The organism is Nocardia sp. NPDC004711 (genome assembly GCF_053601595.1).
Genome location: NZ_JBSGCB010000011.1, coordinates 170,153 through 186,214 on the forward strand (window position 1 = coordinate 170,153; position 16,062 = coordinate 186,214).

The window sequence follows — 16,062 nt, forward strand, 5'->3', positions numbered from 1 at the left end:
GACGACGCCGGAAACCTCCGACAGAGGGTCGTCGCGAGCCCCGCCGAATCGAGCGGCGCCTCGGCCCCTCAATACTCGAACAGCTGATCAGCGCTTACCGTGACGGCGCCTCCACGGCACAGCTCGCGACGCGCTTCGGCATCTCAAAGACCGCAGTCCTTGCGCTGCTGAACAACCGCGGCGTACCGAGACGCTTCCAGTCGATACCCGCGGACGACATCGACAATGCCGAACGGCTCTACCTCGCCGGCCACTCGTTGGCCAGCTGCAGCCGCCTCACTGGATTCCCCGCCAGCACCATCCGCGACGCACTCCGCCAACGCGGCACACCCATGCGCACACCAGGCGGCCGCCGCCAGGGTCCGAGATAGCCCACACGTCAGCTCGGCGTGTCGACACGCCGAGCTGTGAATCGGATATCTCGCCATAGCAATCAAGCAGCAATCATCTACGCAGGTTCATCGCTACTCGATACTGTCCAAGGACCTCACCATGCCCACCGACAACGATCCCACAGACAATCCGGCACAACCGTCCACCGCTGACGACCCGCTGCGACTGATCCGGACGGCGCCGCCCAGGCGAACCGACGTGCGCACACCTTCTTCTGGTGTGAACTCGCCACCGCCGCAGCCATCAGCATCACCGGCAAGGCCACCCACGCCGTGCTGCACGCACACGTGCTGGTGTTGCTGGCCGCGGCCGTTGCAATCGTGCCGCCGATCGCATTGCTCAGCGCCGTGCATGGCGTCACGATCCTGCTGCGTGCGCACGCCCGCGCCCGACTGATCCACACACTCGCAACCCTGATGACGGTACTGATCGCGGTCGGCACGTTCAGGCTGTTGTTCACCGCAATACGCGACCTCGCCGGAGTGGCCGGAGTTCTGGACATGGAGGCATGGCTGTGGCCACTGATCATTGGAGGATCCATGGCCCAATCGGTTGTCTACAGGACTGCGCGCCCCTCGCTGCCCGAAGTCCGATCAGTACCGTCTGGCCGAAACAGCGGCCACCGATCCACCACCCTCGGCACTGAGGTTCCCCGCCGCCTGAGACTCTGGCCTGCAGAGATTCCTCATGACCACCTATTCCGATGCGTTGGTGGCGACCTCCGGCACACCTGCCCGCCTGGTCGCGGGCGTCCTGCGCGGTGTGGCCTCCCTCGCGGGCACGAGCCTCGCGGTCAACGCCGGACTCAAGACGCTCATCGCGCGCCCTAGACCGGCCGCCGAGCAGCTGCCCACCGGCGACTGGTTCCGGCACCCACCTCGTCGTCATTTCCGTCCAGGCACAGCGCCGCCGCGGCCGCGTTCCTGACTGGCGTCGCACTCGAGAAGCCCTCGCACTGCAATCATTCTCGCGCCACTCGCGGCGACAGTGGCCTATTCGCGCACACCAGCGTGCACTGGGGCAGCGGCATCCGGATCAACTGTGGCGCATCGTTCGAGCCAGATCACCGAAGAGGTCGTTGCGTCGGCCGGGATCCGACGACGGTGCTTCCAGGGCCGTACCCGCGAATGGAGTAGTGCAATCGATCTCGACCCACCGCTCTGCTATCCGCCACTGCCCTCCACCGCGACGTTCGAAGCGATCGACGTATCTACCGTGTCCGACAAAGTTCTTCGTAGTATCACCGCTCGAGTGTCCCCAGTGGTAGGTGATCGCGTATGTCTCGGTGACGGCCCGGTCACCCGAGAGCTCGCAGACATGGTTGGTCACGATATGCCGGGTGCCGGCGAACCGTTTCAAACCGGGTTCCGACCAGGCGATGAACTCTTCCACAGTGCCGTTGAACGCCGCGGTGTGGTGATCGATCGCGTCCGAGTGATAGCAACTACGGACCGCGTCCATATCGAGGCGGTCGATGCCACGGCAGTATCGGGTGATGACCTCGCGAATTGCCTGCCGGTCGAGCAGCTCGCCGATGTCACGCCAGGCGGCAGACGGCGCCCCGTTCACAGATCGAACCTGCCAGCGATCTCATCGAGACGACGCAACGCCTGTGTCTCGGTTCCGTCCCCTGCGCTCCACACGAGATCGGTGACGCCCGCATCCACGTACTTGTCGTGAAGATCAGGATCCGGGCCGAGAGCCTTGATGATCGGCGCACCGTCTCGTCCGTGCTCACTCCAGACTTGAGCGAATTCCTTTGCACGGGCGAAGACATCGTCGGTCCGCGGGGTGCTCAACCAACCATCAGCGTGATCAGCGATCCAGGCCAGAGTCTTGGGTCCGGCTTCTGCTCCGATGATTAGTGGAATGTGCCGCTCCGGCTTCGGCCACGCCCATGCCGGTTCGAACGAGATGAACTCGCCTGCGTAGCTTGCCTCTTCCTCGGTCCAGAGGACTCGCATCGCCTCGACATACTCGCGTAGCACCGCCCGCCGACGTGTGAACGGGACACGGTGATTGGCCAATTCGTCAGCGTTCCAACCGAACCCGGCGCACAGGCTCACCCGACCTCCTGAGAGGTGGTCGAGCGTGGCAAGCGTTTTCGCCAGGGCGATCGGATCGTGCTGAACCGGCAGTGCTACCGCCGTGGACAACTCGATCCGCTCGGTCACCTCGGCTACCGTCGCCAGCGCAATCCATGGATCCAGTGTTCGCATGTACCGATCGTCGGGGAGGCTGGCGTCGCCGGTTCCGGGATGGGGCGCATCGCGTTTGACCGGAATGTGCGTGTGCTCCGGGACGTAGAAGGAATCGAACCCGCGCTCCTCGGCGGCCTTTGCGAGTGCTGCCGGTCGAATTCCGCGGTCGCTTGTAAAGAGAACTACACCATGACGCATACGATGACAATCACAGCTACGAATGGTGGGCGGGAAAGGGGCTTCCACTGAGCGGGAGGCTCACCTGATCCGTGCTCGGCTCGATCATCCCGTACTGCACAGCTGGCTCGGCCGTTTGCCTGCACGTGCGCGCGGTCGGGCCGCCAACGTGGCCATCGCCCGGTGCCGGGAGTCGGGGGTCGTCACCGGTGACGCAGAGTGCATGCGCACAGCAGCCCAGGGGCAGGCTCGCTCCACACCTGCCAGGCCGCCCCCGCGGGCATACCGACACCCCGAGCCCTCGATTGTGCAACACCATCTACTGCTGTTGGAGGGCAATAGGTTTCACTTGATCGGGCCGCCGCACATCGATCAGAACCGGTCGACTGGATCGGGATAGCGACCGAGCCGGAAATTGGGGCATGCGGGCGCACATACCGCCATATCAGAGCTGAGTTACGAGAACACCAGGTACGAGTCGTCAACTGACGCGGGTGTTCGTCACTATCACGAGGCGCACGACGGGCGGTCCGAAGCTGCGACCACGCAGACACAAACGGCCGCTTCGCGGATCTGGCCCGGATACTCCTCGCCCACCGAATCCATTGTCGGGGATCGCTCTTCGACGAAGTGGCGGCGCGCTGTCTGAGACCGGGCCGTTGCCAGCTGGGATCTCAATCGGCGCGTACGTCCTCGGCGGACCAGAACGCATGCATGCTTGTGATTCGCGCTTCGTCGTCCAATGTCATGACATTGATCGGTTCGATCGTGATGGCCCGATCCACGGTTTCGGTCACAACGCGGAACGAGAATGCCGCGGACTCTCCCGCTACCCGCACCGTGTGAAGTTCGGTCGAGGTGCGTACCGAATCCAGCGCGGCATAGAACTGCTCGATCGCCGCGCGCCCGATCCGCGGCTGTGCGCCGACTGGGTCTTCGAGGGTCGCCTCGTCGCTGAATAACGCCGCGATCTCGGCCGACGTTCCGGATCCGATCAACTCGACGTACCGGTGAACGGTGGAACGGATCTGATCGGCAGTAGCCATCGGTTTCTCTCCTGGATTCGATAGGAACGTCCGTACGAAACCATTGCGCGGGTACTTGATGTGCGCGCATTCCCGGCCAATGGGATCACGTCGAGGTTCGGAACCACGTCAGCTCTCGGCCTCTGTGGATGCCGCGTCCACCGCGGCGTGCATCGAACGCTCTATGGGGCCGACATCGGCTCGCTCCGCGCTGCCGCACTGCTCTCAGTTTATCGAATCCATCTGTGCGGCCGCATGTTCCGGCGAATTGCCGATCGTCGACGACGTGACCTCAAGTGGCCCGAGCGCAGGTCCAGGGCACCGAACATGTGCCGGACACCCTGGGTTCGGTGGTAGGTCGCCCGCAGCCGGCGCGGCCGACGGGCGGTGAACCAGCCTCGGCCGCTGCGGGGTTGGAGGTTCAGTGGGCCGAACTCGTCCACGCAGATCACCCGGCCGTCGGCGGGCGGGTTGTCGTAAAGATCGAGGATCCGGGCCATCTTGGCCTGAGAGTCCGGGTCATTGCTCGCTTTCCAGGCTTTCGTGGCCTGCCACTACACTCCACCGGTTTTGAGGATCTGTCGGACGGTTTCGTAGCTGATGTCGGCAATACCGTTGATACGCAACACGTCCACTAATTTCGACAGGCTCCACGTCGAGAACGGCCACCCCAGGTCACGGGGGCAGCACCGGGCGATCTGACAGATCCGATCACGCGTCGCCTGATCGGTCTTCGCCGGCCTGCCCCCGCTCCATTTTGGACACTGTTGGCGAATTCGGTTGAGCCGGAGTTGGTTCGGCATGATCGACGTTGGGTGATCGTGCATGGTGTTGATGGAGGTTGGGTGTCTTTGCGCCCGCGCAGGTGGGATGTGGTTCCGGTGGAGACGGTGCGGGTTGCCAGGATGGTGTTCCCCGAGGGTGTCTGGCGATGCGGCTGCGGGACGTACTGGGACCGATCTTTACCGATTCGGAGTTCGCTGCGGCGTTCTCGTGTCGCGGCCAGCCCGCGATGTCGCCAGCGTTGCTGGCGCTGGTATCGGTGCTGCAGTTCGCCGAGGCGCTCACCGATCATCAAGCCGCACAGGCGGTTCGGGCTCGGATCGACTGGAAGTATGCGTTGGGCCTGGGCGATTCCGACACCTGCATCAGCTTCGCGATGAGCCCGACCGGCTGATGCTGCGCTGAAGCCATCACCACCGCACCCCGCCGCATCCGGATCGGTTGCCTGCTGCGTCGCGCGATCTGGGCCAGTTCGCGGCCCTCTTCCGGGGTCATGCTCTGACGAACACATCCAGCTTGCGAGCCACCGGCATCACCTCCACCGGCAGGATCACCGTTCACCCGCCGAGAATCAACCCGCCACCCGGGCAGCGGTTCCAGCATCTCTCGGACGCGGCACTAGCCACGAGCTACCCGTACGCGAAACCCTTTCGTAACCAACGCATTCGGTGCCATCGAAGGGGTTTTCGCCCACTCGAATGATCGCCGGGCTGCGTTGTTCCGCACAAGCTTACGCAGTCGAAGCGACTACACCGACTCGGGCTCTGTCCGGGCCGCCGCGTGCCGTGCGGCGATGTAACCGAAGACCAGTGCCTGGCCGATGGTGGCGCCCGCGCCCGGGTAGGTCGCACCGAAAGCATTCGCCGCGGTGTTGCCGATCGCGTAGAGACCCTCGATGACGCTGCCGTCCTCACGCAACACGCGCGCGTCCCGGTCGGCGACGAGACCGCCGCAGGTGCCCAGGTCGCTGAGGATCATCTTGACCGCGTAGAACGGCGCTTTGCGCAGCGGCGCCAGGTTCGGGTTCGGGGTCACCGTCGGGTCGCCGTAGTAACGGTCGTAGGCACTGTCGCCGCGCGAGAACTCCGGATCGTTCCCGGTTTCCGCGTAGTGGTTGAGGTTGTCGAAGGTCTCGGTGAAGGCGTCCTCGGGTACGCCCATCGCCCGCGCCAGGGCGGCGGGGCTGTCGGCGCGATGGGCGATGCCCGCCTCGAACCATGCCGACGGCAATGGCTGGCGAGGGAAGTACTGCCCGGCGAGGATGTAGTTGTTGCGGTAGCGCTGGTCGAACACGAGCCACATCTGCTCGACCGGGTCGCCGCCGCGCTCCCGCTCCAGCAGCGCCTGACCGAACGACATGTAGTCCATGGCCTCGTTGATGAATCGCCGACCGGTCTGATCGACCACGAACGAGCCCGGCAACGAGCGTTCCGCGAGCATCACCGCCGGGGCCGCGCCGGGCAGCGGAGCGAAGGCGGGGAACCACCATGCCTGATCCATCAGCGCGGTACCGGCGCCCAGTTCCTGTGCGGCGGTGATGGCCTCACCGGTGTTGCCCTCGGCGCCGAGGCTGGCGTCGTCGTCCAGGCGCGGGGACTGGAACTTGTGGCGGGCCGCCATATCGTGGTCGAAACCACCAGCCGCGAGCACAACGCCGTGGCGCACGGTGACGGTGATCTCACGTTCGGCCTGGCGCAGCACCGCACCCGTGACGCGGTCGCCTTCGTGGACGAGGCGGACCAGCCTGGTCTCGGTCCACACCGGGATTCCGGACCGCAGCACGCCCGCGAACATGCCTGCCGCGAGCGCCTGGCCGCCGGCCACGTATTCGCGGCCGATCACCATGCCGCCGATGCCCAGCGCGGCGCGGCGCAGTATGCGCGACAACGCCTTCAGCGGCTTGCGCGCGACCAGGTTCATCCACTTGTAGTCGGCACCGGTGACCGGCATCGGCACCGGCGCTTCGAGCACGCCCGGCCGCAGCCGCGGACGTTGCACACCCAGCACCGAGGCATCGAACGGGCGGCACTCACAGGTCCGGCCTTCGGCGCGACCGCCCGGTTCCTCCGGGTGGTAGTCGGAATAGCCACGCGCCCAGAAGAATCGCATCGGCGTGGTCCGCTCCAGCATCGCCACCGCCTCGGCGCCGGCCTCGAGGAACGCCTCGCCGCGCTCGGCCGGAGCCGAATCTCCCACCACCGACTTGATGTAGGTACCCGCCTCGGCGAGCGCCGCCGATCCGGTATCGGGCAGGGTGGAGTTTCCCGGAATCCAGAACGCGCCACCGGAGCGTGCGGTCGATCCGCCGACGTAGGCGGTCTTCTCCACGATGACCGTCGACAATCCCAGCTCGTGCGCCGCCAACGCCGCGGCCATGCCGCTACCTGAGCCGATCACGAGGAGATCGACGGTCGATTCGTGGGCGTGCGTGAGCGGGGGCATCGGCTTCTTCGCCATGATCGGTAACTCCACTCTCCAAGATGCGATCGATCGCACAAACCTAGATTCGAGGCGGCAGCCACGGAGTCCGGCCTTCCATTGAGCGGGACGGTTCCGCGAATCCCGCTGTGCGGAAAAAGCTTTCACCGTGTCCACGCGGATCTGATTAACGTCCGGGTATGAGTAGCACATGGAGCAGAGCCGAATTGGAGTCGGCCTTCCAGAACTGGCGTTCGACGGTGGCCCGAGCCGCGTCGGGTGCGGGCAGTTGGCGGGAATTCGTCGACCTCTTCACCCCCGATGCCGAATACCACGAGCAGATGGTCGGAGTATTGAAAGGGCGTGACGCGATCTGGGCCTGGGCCGAGCCGACCCTTGCCCGCTTTCCCGGCTCCGCGATGACGTCATTCCCCGACTACTGGCACTTGATCGACGACGTCAACGGCGTCATCGTGGTGAAGCTGAACAACCTGCTGCGCGATCCGGGCGACGGCTCTCAGATGGGTGCCGACAACATCAGCATCCTCACTTACGCCGGTGAGGGAAAATTCTCCAAAGAAGAGGACATCTACGATCCGGCCGAATTCGTCGGGCTCATCCAGCGATGGTGTCGGCGCGCCAAGGAACTGGGGATGCTGAGCCCGGCCGAACTCGAATGGTGCGCTCAAGCAATTCCATCCGAAGAAACGGCCTCCTGAGCTCCGAGCCGACAACCGACGAGACCGTGCGTTCTCGACGCACGGTCTCGTCGGCCCCACCCGTCGACCGATCGCCGCGCCCGGGTCACTCAATGCAGGCGCGGGATGTCGTCGCCGACCGGGAGCTCGATCCGCGATTCGAGCACCGCCCGTTCGAGCACCGCCCGGTCGATCCGGCGGCGCAGCACGTCACAGCCGCGCTCCTGATGTCCCACACCACGATTCGCGCTCGCGATCACCGGACACCTACCGGCGTCGCCGACCCACTGCACCGAGGTGTGGGCCGCGCTGAACTTCTCGATCAGCACCCGTTGGCCGCACTGGTCGCAGTCGAGCGGTCGCATCGTCATCGCGTGGACGTCCCCGGGTTCGAGCCCACGTCACCGTATCGGCCGCGGAAGAAGATCAGCGGCGCGAGATCGGTCGCGTACAGATGGCGGACCCGCGAGACCACTATGGTGTGGTCGCCCGCGGGGTGTTCGGCCTCCAGCTCCGCCTCGATCCAGGCCAGACCCTCGGCCAGGATCGGAGCGCCCGCGGGCGACGGCTGCCAATCGATGCCCTCGAACTTGTCCGTCCCGCGAGCCGCGAACTGTCGGCACACGGACTCCTGGTTCTCGGACAGGATGTTGACCGTGTAGCGCCCCGCCGCACGAACCCGCGGCCACGAGGAACTGGTCGCCGCCACACAGAACGCGATCAGCGGCGGATCCAATGACACCGAGGTGAACGAGTTGGCGGCCAAGCCGGTCGGCGCCGCCGACTCCGGGTCGATTCCGGTGATCGCCACGACGCCGGTAGCGAAGTGTCCCAGGACGGCTCGCATCATGACCGGATCGACTTCCGGCGGGCTCGCGTCGACCGAACGCGGGGGTGCGTCGGGTATCGGATTCGCGGTCATGACAAAGCCTTTCGAAGCGGCAGGAAGGTCAGATCCTCGGGATGGGGTGCGCGCAGCATCGTCCAGTAGTCGACCAGCCGCCACGGGCACGGTACGACCGCACGGCCCTCGGAATTGCGGTAGTACCCGTTGACCTGCGCACCGGGATGCACCCACACGGTCTCGTCGAGCGCCTCGTCGACGCGCTCGTTGTACTCGACCAGTGCCCGCTGTTCGACGTCCATCGCGGCATGGTCGTGCTCGAGCAGGTACTGCAGGCACTCGATGATGTAGTGGACCTGTTCCTCACCGGTGATGTTGTGTCCCGCACCGTGATTCGGTGCGGAATTCGGTCCGGCGGTGATGAACAGATTCGGGAAGCCGGACACCTGCACCCCGAGATAGGCGCGCGGATCCTCACCGCCCTTCCACACCTGCGCCAGCGTGTCGCCGTCACGGCCGGTGATGTCGATGGCGGTGGTGAACTGGAGTTTGAATCCGGTGGCCAGGATGATCACGTCGGCGGGGATGAACGTTCCCTCTGTGGTGACCACGCCGTCGGGGGTGATCCGCTCGAACGACGCCCGGTGCAGGGTCACGTGCTCGCGGTTGAGCGCCTTGAAGAAGCCCGGGTCCTTGACAATTCGCTTGGCGTAGGGCCGGAAGTCCGGGGTCAGCTTCTCGACCAGATCGGGCCGATCCGGGAAGCTGGCGCGCAGGTATTCCTGTGCGGTGCGCAACGCCATGTCGTTGGCCGGCGACGCCGAGAGGTGGGTGGCCGCCCACTCTTTGTCGATGCGCGGCATCGGGTACAGGTTGTCGGAGGCGAACCAGTAGGTGCGCAGCCGGAACCATTTGTCGTAGAAGGGCAGATTGGCCATCGCCCACTTCTCGCCGGCCGGGACGTCACCGCCGACCGCCTTCTCCGGCACCAGCCAGTGCGGGCTGCGGACGACCACGTCGAGCGCTTCCACCTCCTCGACGATGCTGGCCACGACCTGCACCGACGTGCAACCGGTGCCCAAGACCACGACGCGCTTGCCGGGCAGGTCGATGCCGGTGTCCCACTCGGCGGTGTGCACGAGTGTCCCGCCGAAGGTGTCCATTCCCGGCACGTCGGGTTTGTTGGGGGCGTTGAGCATTCCCAACGCGGTGATCACGGCACGGGCCCGCTGCCGGGTGAGCGTGCCGTCACACCCCTCGGTCACGACCTCCCACAGGTTCTCCTCCGCCAGCCAGGTGGCCGAACGCACACGAGCGCCGAACCGGATGTGCTCACGCAGTCGGTATTTGTCCACGACGCCGAGCAGATAGTCCTGATACTCGGGTCCGGTCGGATAATACCGCGACCAGTTCGGATTGAGCTCGAAGGAATACGAGTAGTAGTGGCTCGGGGTGTCCACCGCCGCGCCGGGATAGGTGTTGGCCTGCCAGGTGCCGCCGATGTCGTCGCGTTCCTCGAAGATGGTGAACCGGAAACCGGCCTCCCCCAGCTTGATTCCGGCGTTGATGCCGACGATGCCGGCGCCGATGACGACGACCTCGAAGTCGGCCGGGGGCGCCACCGTCACCGGGACGTGACGCTGATCCTTGATGAACCCGGCTTGTTCCAGCAGCAGGGGGACGAATTCGGCGTCCACCCGCTGCGCGGTGCAGATCATCGCCATCCGCTGGAACAGCTCGTCGTCCGGAACCCCCAGGGCGGCAGTCGAATCCGCAGTCAGGATCTCTCGCGCGCGGGCGCGGACATCCGCGGCGACGTCATCGGGGTAGGTGCCCGGCGGGACGGTGGGCCGAATGCCGGTGCGGTAATGGCTGCCGGGTTCCTCGATGGTCAGCCGCGGGCCGAACTCGTCGAGCAGCCCGAGATCACCGGTCACGTGCACCAGCGACATCAGCAGCGGAGCCGCCTCGCACTCCTCGATCGCCTGGTGCAGTGCGGCCTGCCGATCGGAGACGTCGGCGATGACGGTGTCGGTCATGATTTGCCTTCCGGGAGCGGCACGCCCATGCGGGCGAGCATGTCTCGTGGATTGGAGGGTGGAGTGAGGTTCAGCAGCTGTTCCCCGCGCTGCACCGCCGAGGCGATGCATGCCTCGTCGTCGGACCACACCCAGAACTCGCCGCGAGCGATCTGTTCGATCATGTGCTCGGCGGCCACCAGCGGGTCGAGGCCCTTCTCGACGTTGTCGCGCTGCATCGCGGCGAAGACGGCATTGGCGGTCGGATCGGCGGTGGGCGCCTCCCGCTGGGCGGCGAGGAAGATCTCGCTGCGAATCGAACTGGGCACCACCGCACTGACTTGGATCGGGGCTGCGATGATCGACAGATCCTGATGCAGGCATTCCGTCATCGCCTGCACCGCGAATTTGCTGACGATGTAAGGGGATTGGACCGCGACGGTATTGAGTCCACCCACCGAGGACAGATTGGCGATACAAGCGGGGGAACCCGTCCGAATCATCCTGGGCACGAACGACTTCAAGCTGTAGAAGACACCGTCGACATTGATCTGCATCAACCGTCGCCACCGGGCCGGGTCGATCTCCCACAGCAGACCGGCCGACTCGACACCCGCGTTGTTGATGAGCAACTCGACGCTGCCGTACCGGGCGAAGATGATCGCCGCCATCTCCTCGATGGCCGTCTCGTCGGCGACGTCGATCCCGTAGCCCTCGGCGCTGCCGCCTGCCGCGACGATCTCGCTCGCCACCCCCGACGCGCGCTCGGCGTCGATGTCGGCGACGATCACCCGCATACCGAGCTCACCCAGATGCCGGGCCAGGCCGGCGCCGATTCCGGCGGCGGCGCCGGTGACGACCGCGGTGCCGTGGGAGAACCGCTCCCGCGCTGTGGCGCCCATCAGACCCCCTCCGGCAGGATGTTCGGATTCGCCCACGCGGGCGGCTCTCGCCGAGGCAGTTCAGCGCCACCGTCCAGCGACATCACGGGGGTCTTTGTCGCATAAGGGAAATGCAGGCTGAACGCCACGAGACCGGTCCGCTCGGCGGCGGGCAGCGCACACATCTCGAGCACGGTCTGCGCCAGATACTCCACCGGCTCGGTTTCGTAGCCTGCGGGCAGCAGCGCCGCGGCGCCGGGGGTCATGATGGCCGTGGACGGGCCGACGGCGTTGACCGCGATGCCGTCGTCGACGAGTTCGGCCGCCAGTCCCTGCGTGAACCGGTGGAGTGCGGCCTTTGCCGAGGCGTACACGACATCGCCGGAGGTCTTGTTGTACTCCCGGAACGGCCGAATCGGGTTCAGCCCGGTGGAGGATCCGATATTGACGATCCAGCCCGCACCTTGTTTGCGCATCACCGGGATCGCGGCGCGGCTGAGCACGAATGGCACCTCGAGGTAGTGCTGCACGGTCCGGTGGAACGTCGTGTCGCTCATCTCCGCGATCGAGCTGTAGTCGGCGAAACCGGCGTTGTTGACCAGGATGTCGAGCCCGCCGAGCTCTTCCACGACGCGGTCGACGAGCCCGGTGCGCTGTTCGCCGTCTTCCAGATCCGCCGGAATCGCCACTGCGCGGCCGCCCGCGGCCTCGATCAACTGCACGGTCTCGGCGAGCGAGCCGGCGATCAGGTGGGTCTCGCCGTCTCGCGTCGAGGGTCTCGGCTCGAGCGACCGAGCCGTCACGGCGACGGTCGCGCCCTCCGCGGCCAGGCGCTGCGCGATGGCCCGCCCGATGCCCCGGCTACTGCCGGTGACCAGGGCTCTCTTACCTTCGAGTCGCTGTGTCTTGATCACTTTCTGCCTTCGCTGTGCCGGGTTCGCACCCGGATTCGATCGTCTGTCGCCGAATGGCCTTGTCCGGAGCGGACTTCCGCTCAATGGGAGGTCGAATCGGAGGCCGCGGCCGAGGCCAGCACGTCGCGCATCATCTGCCACAGCTTCTGGCGCGCCGGTTCGGTCAGCGACAGCTTCGGGAAGGTCAGAAAGCCGTGGAACAGACCGTCGAAGCGGTGCGCGGTGACCGCGACACCGGCTTCGGCGAGGCGTCGGGCGTAGTCCTCCCCTGCCACGCAGGGTGGATCGAGCTCTGCGGTCGCCACTACCGCGGCGGGGAGACCCGCAAGGGATTCGGCCCGGCTCGGGACCAGGTATGGATCGTCGGTTCCATTGGGCGCGTACTGTTTCCAATACCACTGCATGGCCGTGGTGTTGTTGTAGTAGCCCTCACCGTAGAGCCGGTAGGACTCGGTGCTGAGGTCATCGTCGATGACCGGGTAGAGCAGGACTTGCGCGGTGATGCGCGGGCCGCAGCGGTCGCGCGCCGCCAGCGAAACGGTGGCCGCGAGATTGCCGCCCGCGCTGTCGCCTGCCACCACGAGCCGGTTCGCGTCACCGCCGAATTCGGCGGCGTGTTCGGCGGCCCAACAGACCGCCGCGTACATGTCCTCCATGGCCGCGGGGCCGGGATGTTCGGGTGCGAGCCGATAGTCCACGGCGACTACGGCGACACCGACCGCGTCGGCCATCGACCGGCAGAATTCGTCGTGACTGTCCAAGTCGCAGAAGACGAAACCGCCTCCATGGGCGAACACCACCACCGGTAGTGGTGCGGACGTGTCGCTGTCGGGCACGTACAGTCGCACCGCGAGATCCCCGCCCGGCCCCGGGATCTTCCGGTCCTCGGCGCTCCGCATGGCGGGCAGTCGTGTCAGCGGAGTTCGCCGGGAAACGATGATCTGCCGCAATTCGGCGGGCTCATGCTGGGTGACATCGGGGAACACCTCCAGTGCCGACAGCATCGACTCGACATCGGGGTGCAGGTCGGAACGTCGTCCGGCCATGTCGATCACTTCCTCTGATTGGTGCGAGCCGACGTCGCCGTGCCGGTCAGGTCGAAGCCCTTGTAACCGGAGGCGGCGACCTCGGCGCAGATCCCGTTGTATTTGCCGAATCCACCGATGTAGGGCATGAAGACGCGTGGCTTACCGGGGATGTTCGCGCCCATGTACCAGGAATTCGCGGTCGGGAACAACGTGTGGGATGCGACCGTGTTGCAGGTGGCCACCCACTCGTCGACCGATTCCTCGGTGGCCTCGACCGTGGTGAATCCGTGCTCGTCGAGGTAATCGAGGCAGTCGCCGATCCAGTCGACGTGCTGCTCGGCCATCAACACCATGTTGGCCAGCACGCTGGGGCTGCCGGGACCGGCCAGGATGAACATGTTCGGGAACCCCGCCACGGCCAGGCCCAGGTAAGTACGCGGGCCGGCCGCCCACTCCTGACTCAGTTGGCGGCCGCCGCGGCCACGGATCTCGATCTGGGACAGCGAGCCGGTCATCGCGTCGAAACCGGTGGCGAAGATCAGGACGTCGAGGTCGTAGGACGCCTCCGTCGTGCGGACTCCGGTCTCGGTGATCTCGGTGATCGGGGTGCGACGCAGGTTCACCAGCGTCACGTTGTCGCGGTTGTAGGTCTGGAAGTAGCCGTCGTCGGTGACAATCCGCTTGGTTCCGATGGGGTGATCGTTAGGGATGAGCTGTTCGGCGACTTCGGGATCGCGCACCATCTCGCGGATCTTCGCCTCGACGTATTCGCGTGCGGTGTCGTTGGCATCCAGGCTGGTCGTCTGGTCCGGGAATGCCTTGGCGAACAGATATCCGCCGCGCTGCCACCACTCGTCGTAGATCCTGGTGCGTTCGGCGGCATCGACTTCGAGTGCGCCCTTGGGGTGGGGACTGTTCGGGGTGCCGCCGCCGCTGACGCGCGACAGCCGACGCCGCTCGGCGTAATCCGCCTTCACCTCGGCAATGAATTCGGGATCCAGCGGTCGGTTGCCGGCCGGAATCGAATAGTTCGGTGTCCGCTGGAAGACGTAGAGGTGCTCGGCGTGTTCGGCGATCACCGGCACCGCCTGGATGCCCGAGGAGCCGGTGCCAATCACGCCGATGCGCTTACCCGTGAAATCGACGGGTTCGTGCGGCCACTCGCCAGTGTGGTAGCTCGCACCGGCGAAGGTGTCGCGGCCCGGAATGTCCGGCTTGTTCGTGGCCGACAGCACGCCCGTCGCGAGAATGCAGTACCGCGCCGTGACCGTGCGACCGGTGTCGGTGGTAATGGTCCAACGCCGAGCCCGCTCGTCGTAGACCGTCGCGGTCACCCGGGTCAGGAAGTCATAGTCCGAGCGCAAGTCGTGCCGGTCGGCGACGTGTTCGAGATAGCGCAGGATCTCCGCTTGCGTAGCGAAACGCTCCGACCAGGTCCACTCCTGCTGCAGTTCGTCGTCGAAGGAGTAGGAGTAGTCGATACTCTCCACGTCGCAGCGTGCTCCCGGATACCGGTTGTGGTACCAGGTGCCGCCCACCCCTTCGGCGGATTCGAAACCGTGCACCCGCATCCCACGGCCACGCAGCTTGTGCACCGCGTAGAGCCCGGAGATCCCCGCCCCGACAACGACGGCGTCGAAATCGGTGTCCTGATTTGTCACAACATTCACTTCTTCCCTCGATGAGGCGAGCGGCTGAAACCACCCGGTTGATAGGGATGGTCTGAGGCCGTCACGCCCCGACGGTCTGCGCGTCCGGCTCGATCTGTTTCATCGATTGCGCTTGTTTCGCCTGCCGCGCCCACATCCACTCGTGGCCCCAGTAGCTGTCGGCAGTGATCTCCTCGGCGGTGTAGTACGCCTCGTCGACGAGCCTGCCGCCGGTTCCGTACTCGATGTCCCATCCGCCGGGGACCCGAACGTAGAAGGAGATCATCTTGTCGTTGGTGTGCCGGCCCAGCGTCGAGGACACCGGGAAATCGCGTGCCATCACCTGGTCGTAGGCGCGACCAACGGCGTCCAGCTCGTCGACCTCGACCATCACGTGGATCAGTCCCGGATCGCGGCCCTCGAGGCTGGGCATGATCGCCAGGCTGTGATGGCGCTGATTCACCCCGAGGAAGCGGATCCGCTGCGGCGGGGCATCGGGCGGCGACGGCATGCGGAACGCACCACGCGGCAAGAAGCCGAGGATCTCGGTGTAGAAGCCGTACGACTCGTCGAAATTGGTTGTCGGCATGACGACATGCCCTAGGCCCTGGGCTGCGGTCACGAACCGCTGGCCGTATCGGGTCAGCACCGGGCTGTGTTCGAGCACCGGCCCGTGAAAGAACTCCAACGGCGTGCCGCCGGGGTCCCGCATGCTGATTCCAGCCTCGACCTTGCGCTGATCGGCCAGCTCCGGCGGCATCGGCGTGTACTCGTATCCGGCGGCGTCGAGCGTCGCGGCCAGCCGCCGGAGTGCGGCACCGTCACGCACCTCCCAGCCGACCGCGCTGACCCGGTTCACGTCGGCGCGTTCGACGGTGATGCGGGCCGGTCGCTCGTCCATCCGGAAGTGCAGGGCGTCGTCCTCGACGCCGAAGCCCGGGGCGAAACCGAGTACCTCGAATCCGAGTTCGCGCCAGCGCTCGAGGTCGGTCGCCAAGATGCGGACGTAGCCGAGCCCCTTGATTTCGGTCAT

At 65.8% G+C, this 16,062-nt stretch carries 16 protein-coding genes and 1 pseudogene; 3 read left to right on the forward strand and 14 right to left on the reverse strand.

The window, feature by feature from the left end; translation table 11 throughout:
* Nucleotides 1–464: 464 nt before the first annotated feature.
* A complete protein-coding gene (locus tag ACWEKS_RS13430) occupies nucleotides 465–794 on the reverse strand; it encodes a hypothetical protein (protein ID WP_452340318.1) in 330 nt (109 codons plus the stop codon).
* 286 nt (nucleotides 795–1,080) lie between these two features.
* On the opposite strand from ACWEKS_RS13430, the gene ACWEKS_RS13435 reads away from it, so the two are divergent.
* Entirely contained in the window at nucleotides 1,081–1,320 is a 240-nt protein-coding gene (locus tag ACWEKS_RS13435; protein WP_452340319.1) for a hypothetical protein, read from the forward strand.
* 108 nt (nucleotides 1,321–1,428) lie between these two features.
* On the opposite strand, the gene ACWEKS_RS13440 is transcribed toward ACWEKS_RS13435, so the two are convergent.
* From ACWEKS_RS13440 to ACWEKS_RS13455, 4 genes are all read right to left on the reverse strand, one after another.
* Entirely contained in the window at nucleotides 1,429–1,962 is a 534-nt protein-coding gene (locus ACWEKS_RS13440) for a nuclear transport factor 2 family protein (RefSeq protein ID WP_452340320.1), read from the reverse strand.
* Nucleotides 1,959–2,792 (reverse strand): LLM class F420-dependent oxidoreductase, encoded by an 834-nt coding sequence (locus ACWEKS_RS13445; RefSeq protein WP_452340321.1) that lies wholly within the window; start codon nucleotides 2,790–2,792, stop codon nucleotides 1,959–1,961. Before ACWEKS_RS13445 ends, ACWEKS_RS13440 begins: the two co-directional genes overlap by 4 nt.
* 653 nt (nucleotides 2,793–3,445) lie before the next feature.
* Nucleotides 3,446–3,817 carry a nuclear transport factor 2 family protein gene (locus ACWEKS_RS13450; protein ID WP_452340322.1) on the reverse strand — a complete coding sequence of 124 codons (372 nt, stop codon included), beginning with the start codon at nucleotides 3,815–3,817 and terminating at the stop codon, nucleotides 3,446–3,448.
* 533 nt (nucleotides 3,818–4,350) lie between these two features.
* Complete coding sequence (locus ACWEKS_RS13455; protein ID WP_452340323.1) at nucleotides 4,351–4,623, reverse strand: helix-turn-helix domain-containing protein; 273 nt, start codon at nucleotides 4,621–4,623, stop codon at nucleotides 4,351–4,353.
* A gap of 18 nt (nucleotides 4,624–4,641) precedes the next feature.
* Between ACWEKS_RS13455 and ACWEKS_RS13460 the strand changes: the two are divergent.
* A pseudogene (locus ACWEKS_RS13460) lies at nucleotides 4,642–4,958 on the forward strand (transposase); the annotation flags it as partial.
* A gap of 368 nt (nucleotides 4,959–5,326) precedes the next feature.
* Here the strand turns inward: ACWEKS_RS13460 and ACWEKS_RS13465 are convergent.
* Entirely contained in the window at nucleotides 5,327–7,036 is a 1,710-nt protein-coding gene (locus ACWEKS_RS13465; protein WP_452340324.1) for a 3-ketosteroid-delta-1-dehydrogenase, read from the reverse strand.
* 188 nt (nucleotides 7,037–7,224) lie between these two features.
* Here ACWEKS_RS13465 and ACWEKS_RS13470 point away from each other — a divergent pair, with 188 nt between their 5' ends.
* On the forward strand, nucleotides 7,225–7,716 hold the full coding sequence (locus ACWEKS_RS13470) for a nuclear transport factor 2 family protein (protein ID WP_452340325.1): 492 nt from the start codon (nucleotides 7,225–7,227) through the stop codon (nucleotides 7,714–7,716).
* An 89-nt stretch (nucleotides 7,717–7,805) separates the two neighbouring features.
* Here ACWEKS_RS13470 and ACWEKS_RS13475 read toward each other — a convergent pair whose 3' ends face one another.
* From ACWEKS_RS13475 to ACWEKS_RS13510, 8 genes are all read right to left on the reverse strand, one after another.
* Nucleotides 7,806–8,066: a hypothetical protein gene (locus tag ACWEKS_RS13475; RefSeq protein WP_452340326.1), complete on the reverse strand. Its 261-nt coding sequence runs from the start codon at nucleotides 8,064–8,066 to the stop codon at nucleotides 7,806–7,808.
* The gene (locus tag ACWEKS_RS13480; RefSeq protein ID WP_452340327.1) at nucleotides 8,063–8,617 is read right to left on the reverse strand and encodes a flavin reductase family protein; all 555 of its coding nucleotides are present in this window, start codon (nucleotides 8,615–8,617) and stop codon (nucleotides 8,063–8,065) included. Before ACWEKS_RS13480 ends, ACWEKS_RS13475 begins: the two co-directional genes overlap by 4 nt.
* Nucleotides 8,614–10,578, reverse strand: a complete 1,965-nt coding sequence (locus tag ACWEKS_RS13485; protein ID WP_452340328.1) for a flavin-containing monooxygenase — start codon at nucleotides 10,576–10,578, stop codon at nucleotides 8,614–8,616. The genes ACWEKS_RS13480 and ACWEKS_RS13485 overlap by 4 nt, the downstream gene beginning before the upstream one ends.
* Nucleotides 10,575–11,459, reverse strand: coding sequence for an SDR family NAD(P)-dependent oxidoreductase (locus ACWEKS_RS13490; protein WP_452340329.1), 885 nt, complete (start codon nucleotides 11,457–11,459; stop codon nucleotides 10,575–10,577). Before ACWEKS_RS13490 ends, ACWEKS_RS13485 begins: the two co-directional genes overlap by 4 nt.
* Entirely contained in the window at nucleotides 11,459–12,352 is an 894-nt protein-coding gene (locus ACWEKS_RS13495) for an SDR family NAD(P)-dependent oxidoreductase (RefSeq protein ID WP_452340330.1), read from the reverse strand. The genes ACWEKS_RS13490 and ACWEKS_RS13495 overlap by 1 nt, the downstream gene beginning before the upstream one ends.
* Before the next feature lie 80 nt (nucleotides 12,353–12,432).
* Nucleotides 12,433–13,398, reverse strand: a complete 966-nt coding sequence (locus ACWEKS_RS13500) for an alpha/beta hydrolase (protein WP_452340331.1) — start codon at nucleotides 13,396–13,398, stop codon at nucleotides 12,433–12,435.
* 5 nt (nucleotides 13,399–13,403) lie between these two features.
* The gene (locus ACWEKS_RS13505) at nucleotides 13,404–15,041 is read right to left on the reverse strand and encodes a flavin-containing monooxygenase (protein WP_452340332.1); all 1,638 of its coding nucleotides are present in this window, start codon (nucleotides 15,039–15,041) and stop codon (nucleotides 13,404–13,406) included.
* A 70-nt stretch (nucleotides 15,042–15,111) separates the two neighbouring features.
* Nucleotides 15,112–16,062 (reverse strand): VOC family protein, encoded by a 951-nt coding sequence (locus ACWEKS_RS13510; RefSeq protein ID WP_452340333.1) that lies wholly within the window; start codon nucleotides 16,060–16,062, stop codon nucleotides 15,112–15,114.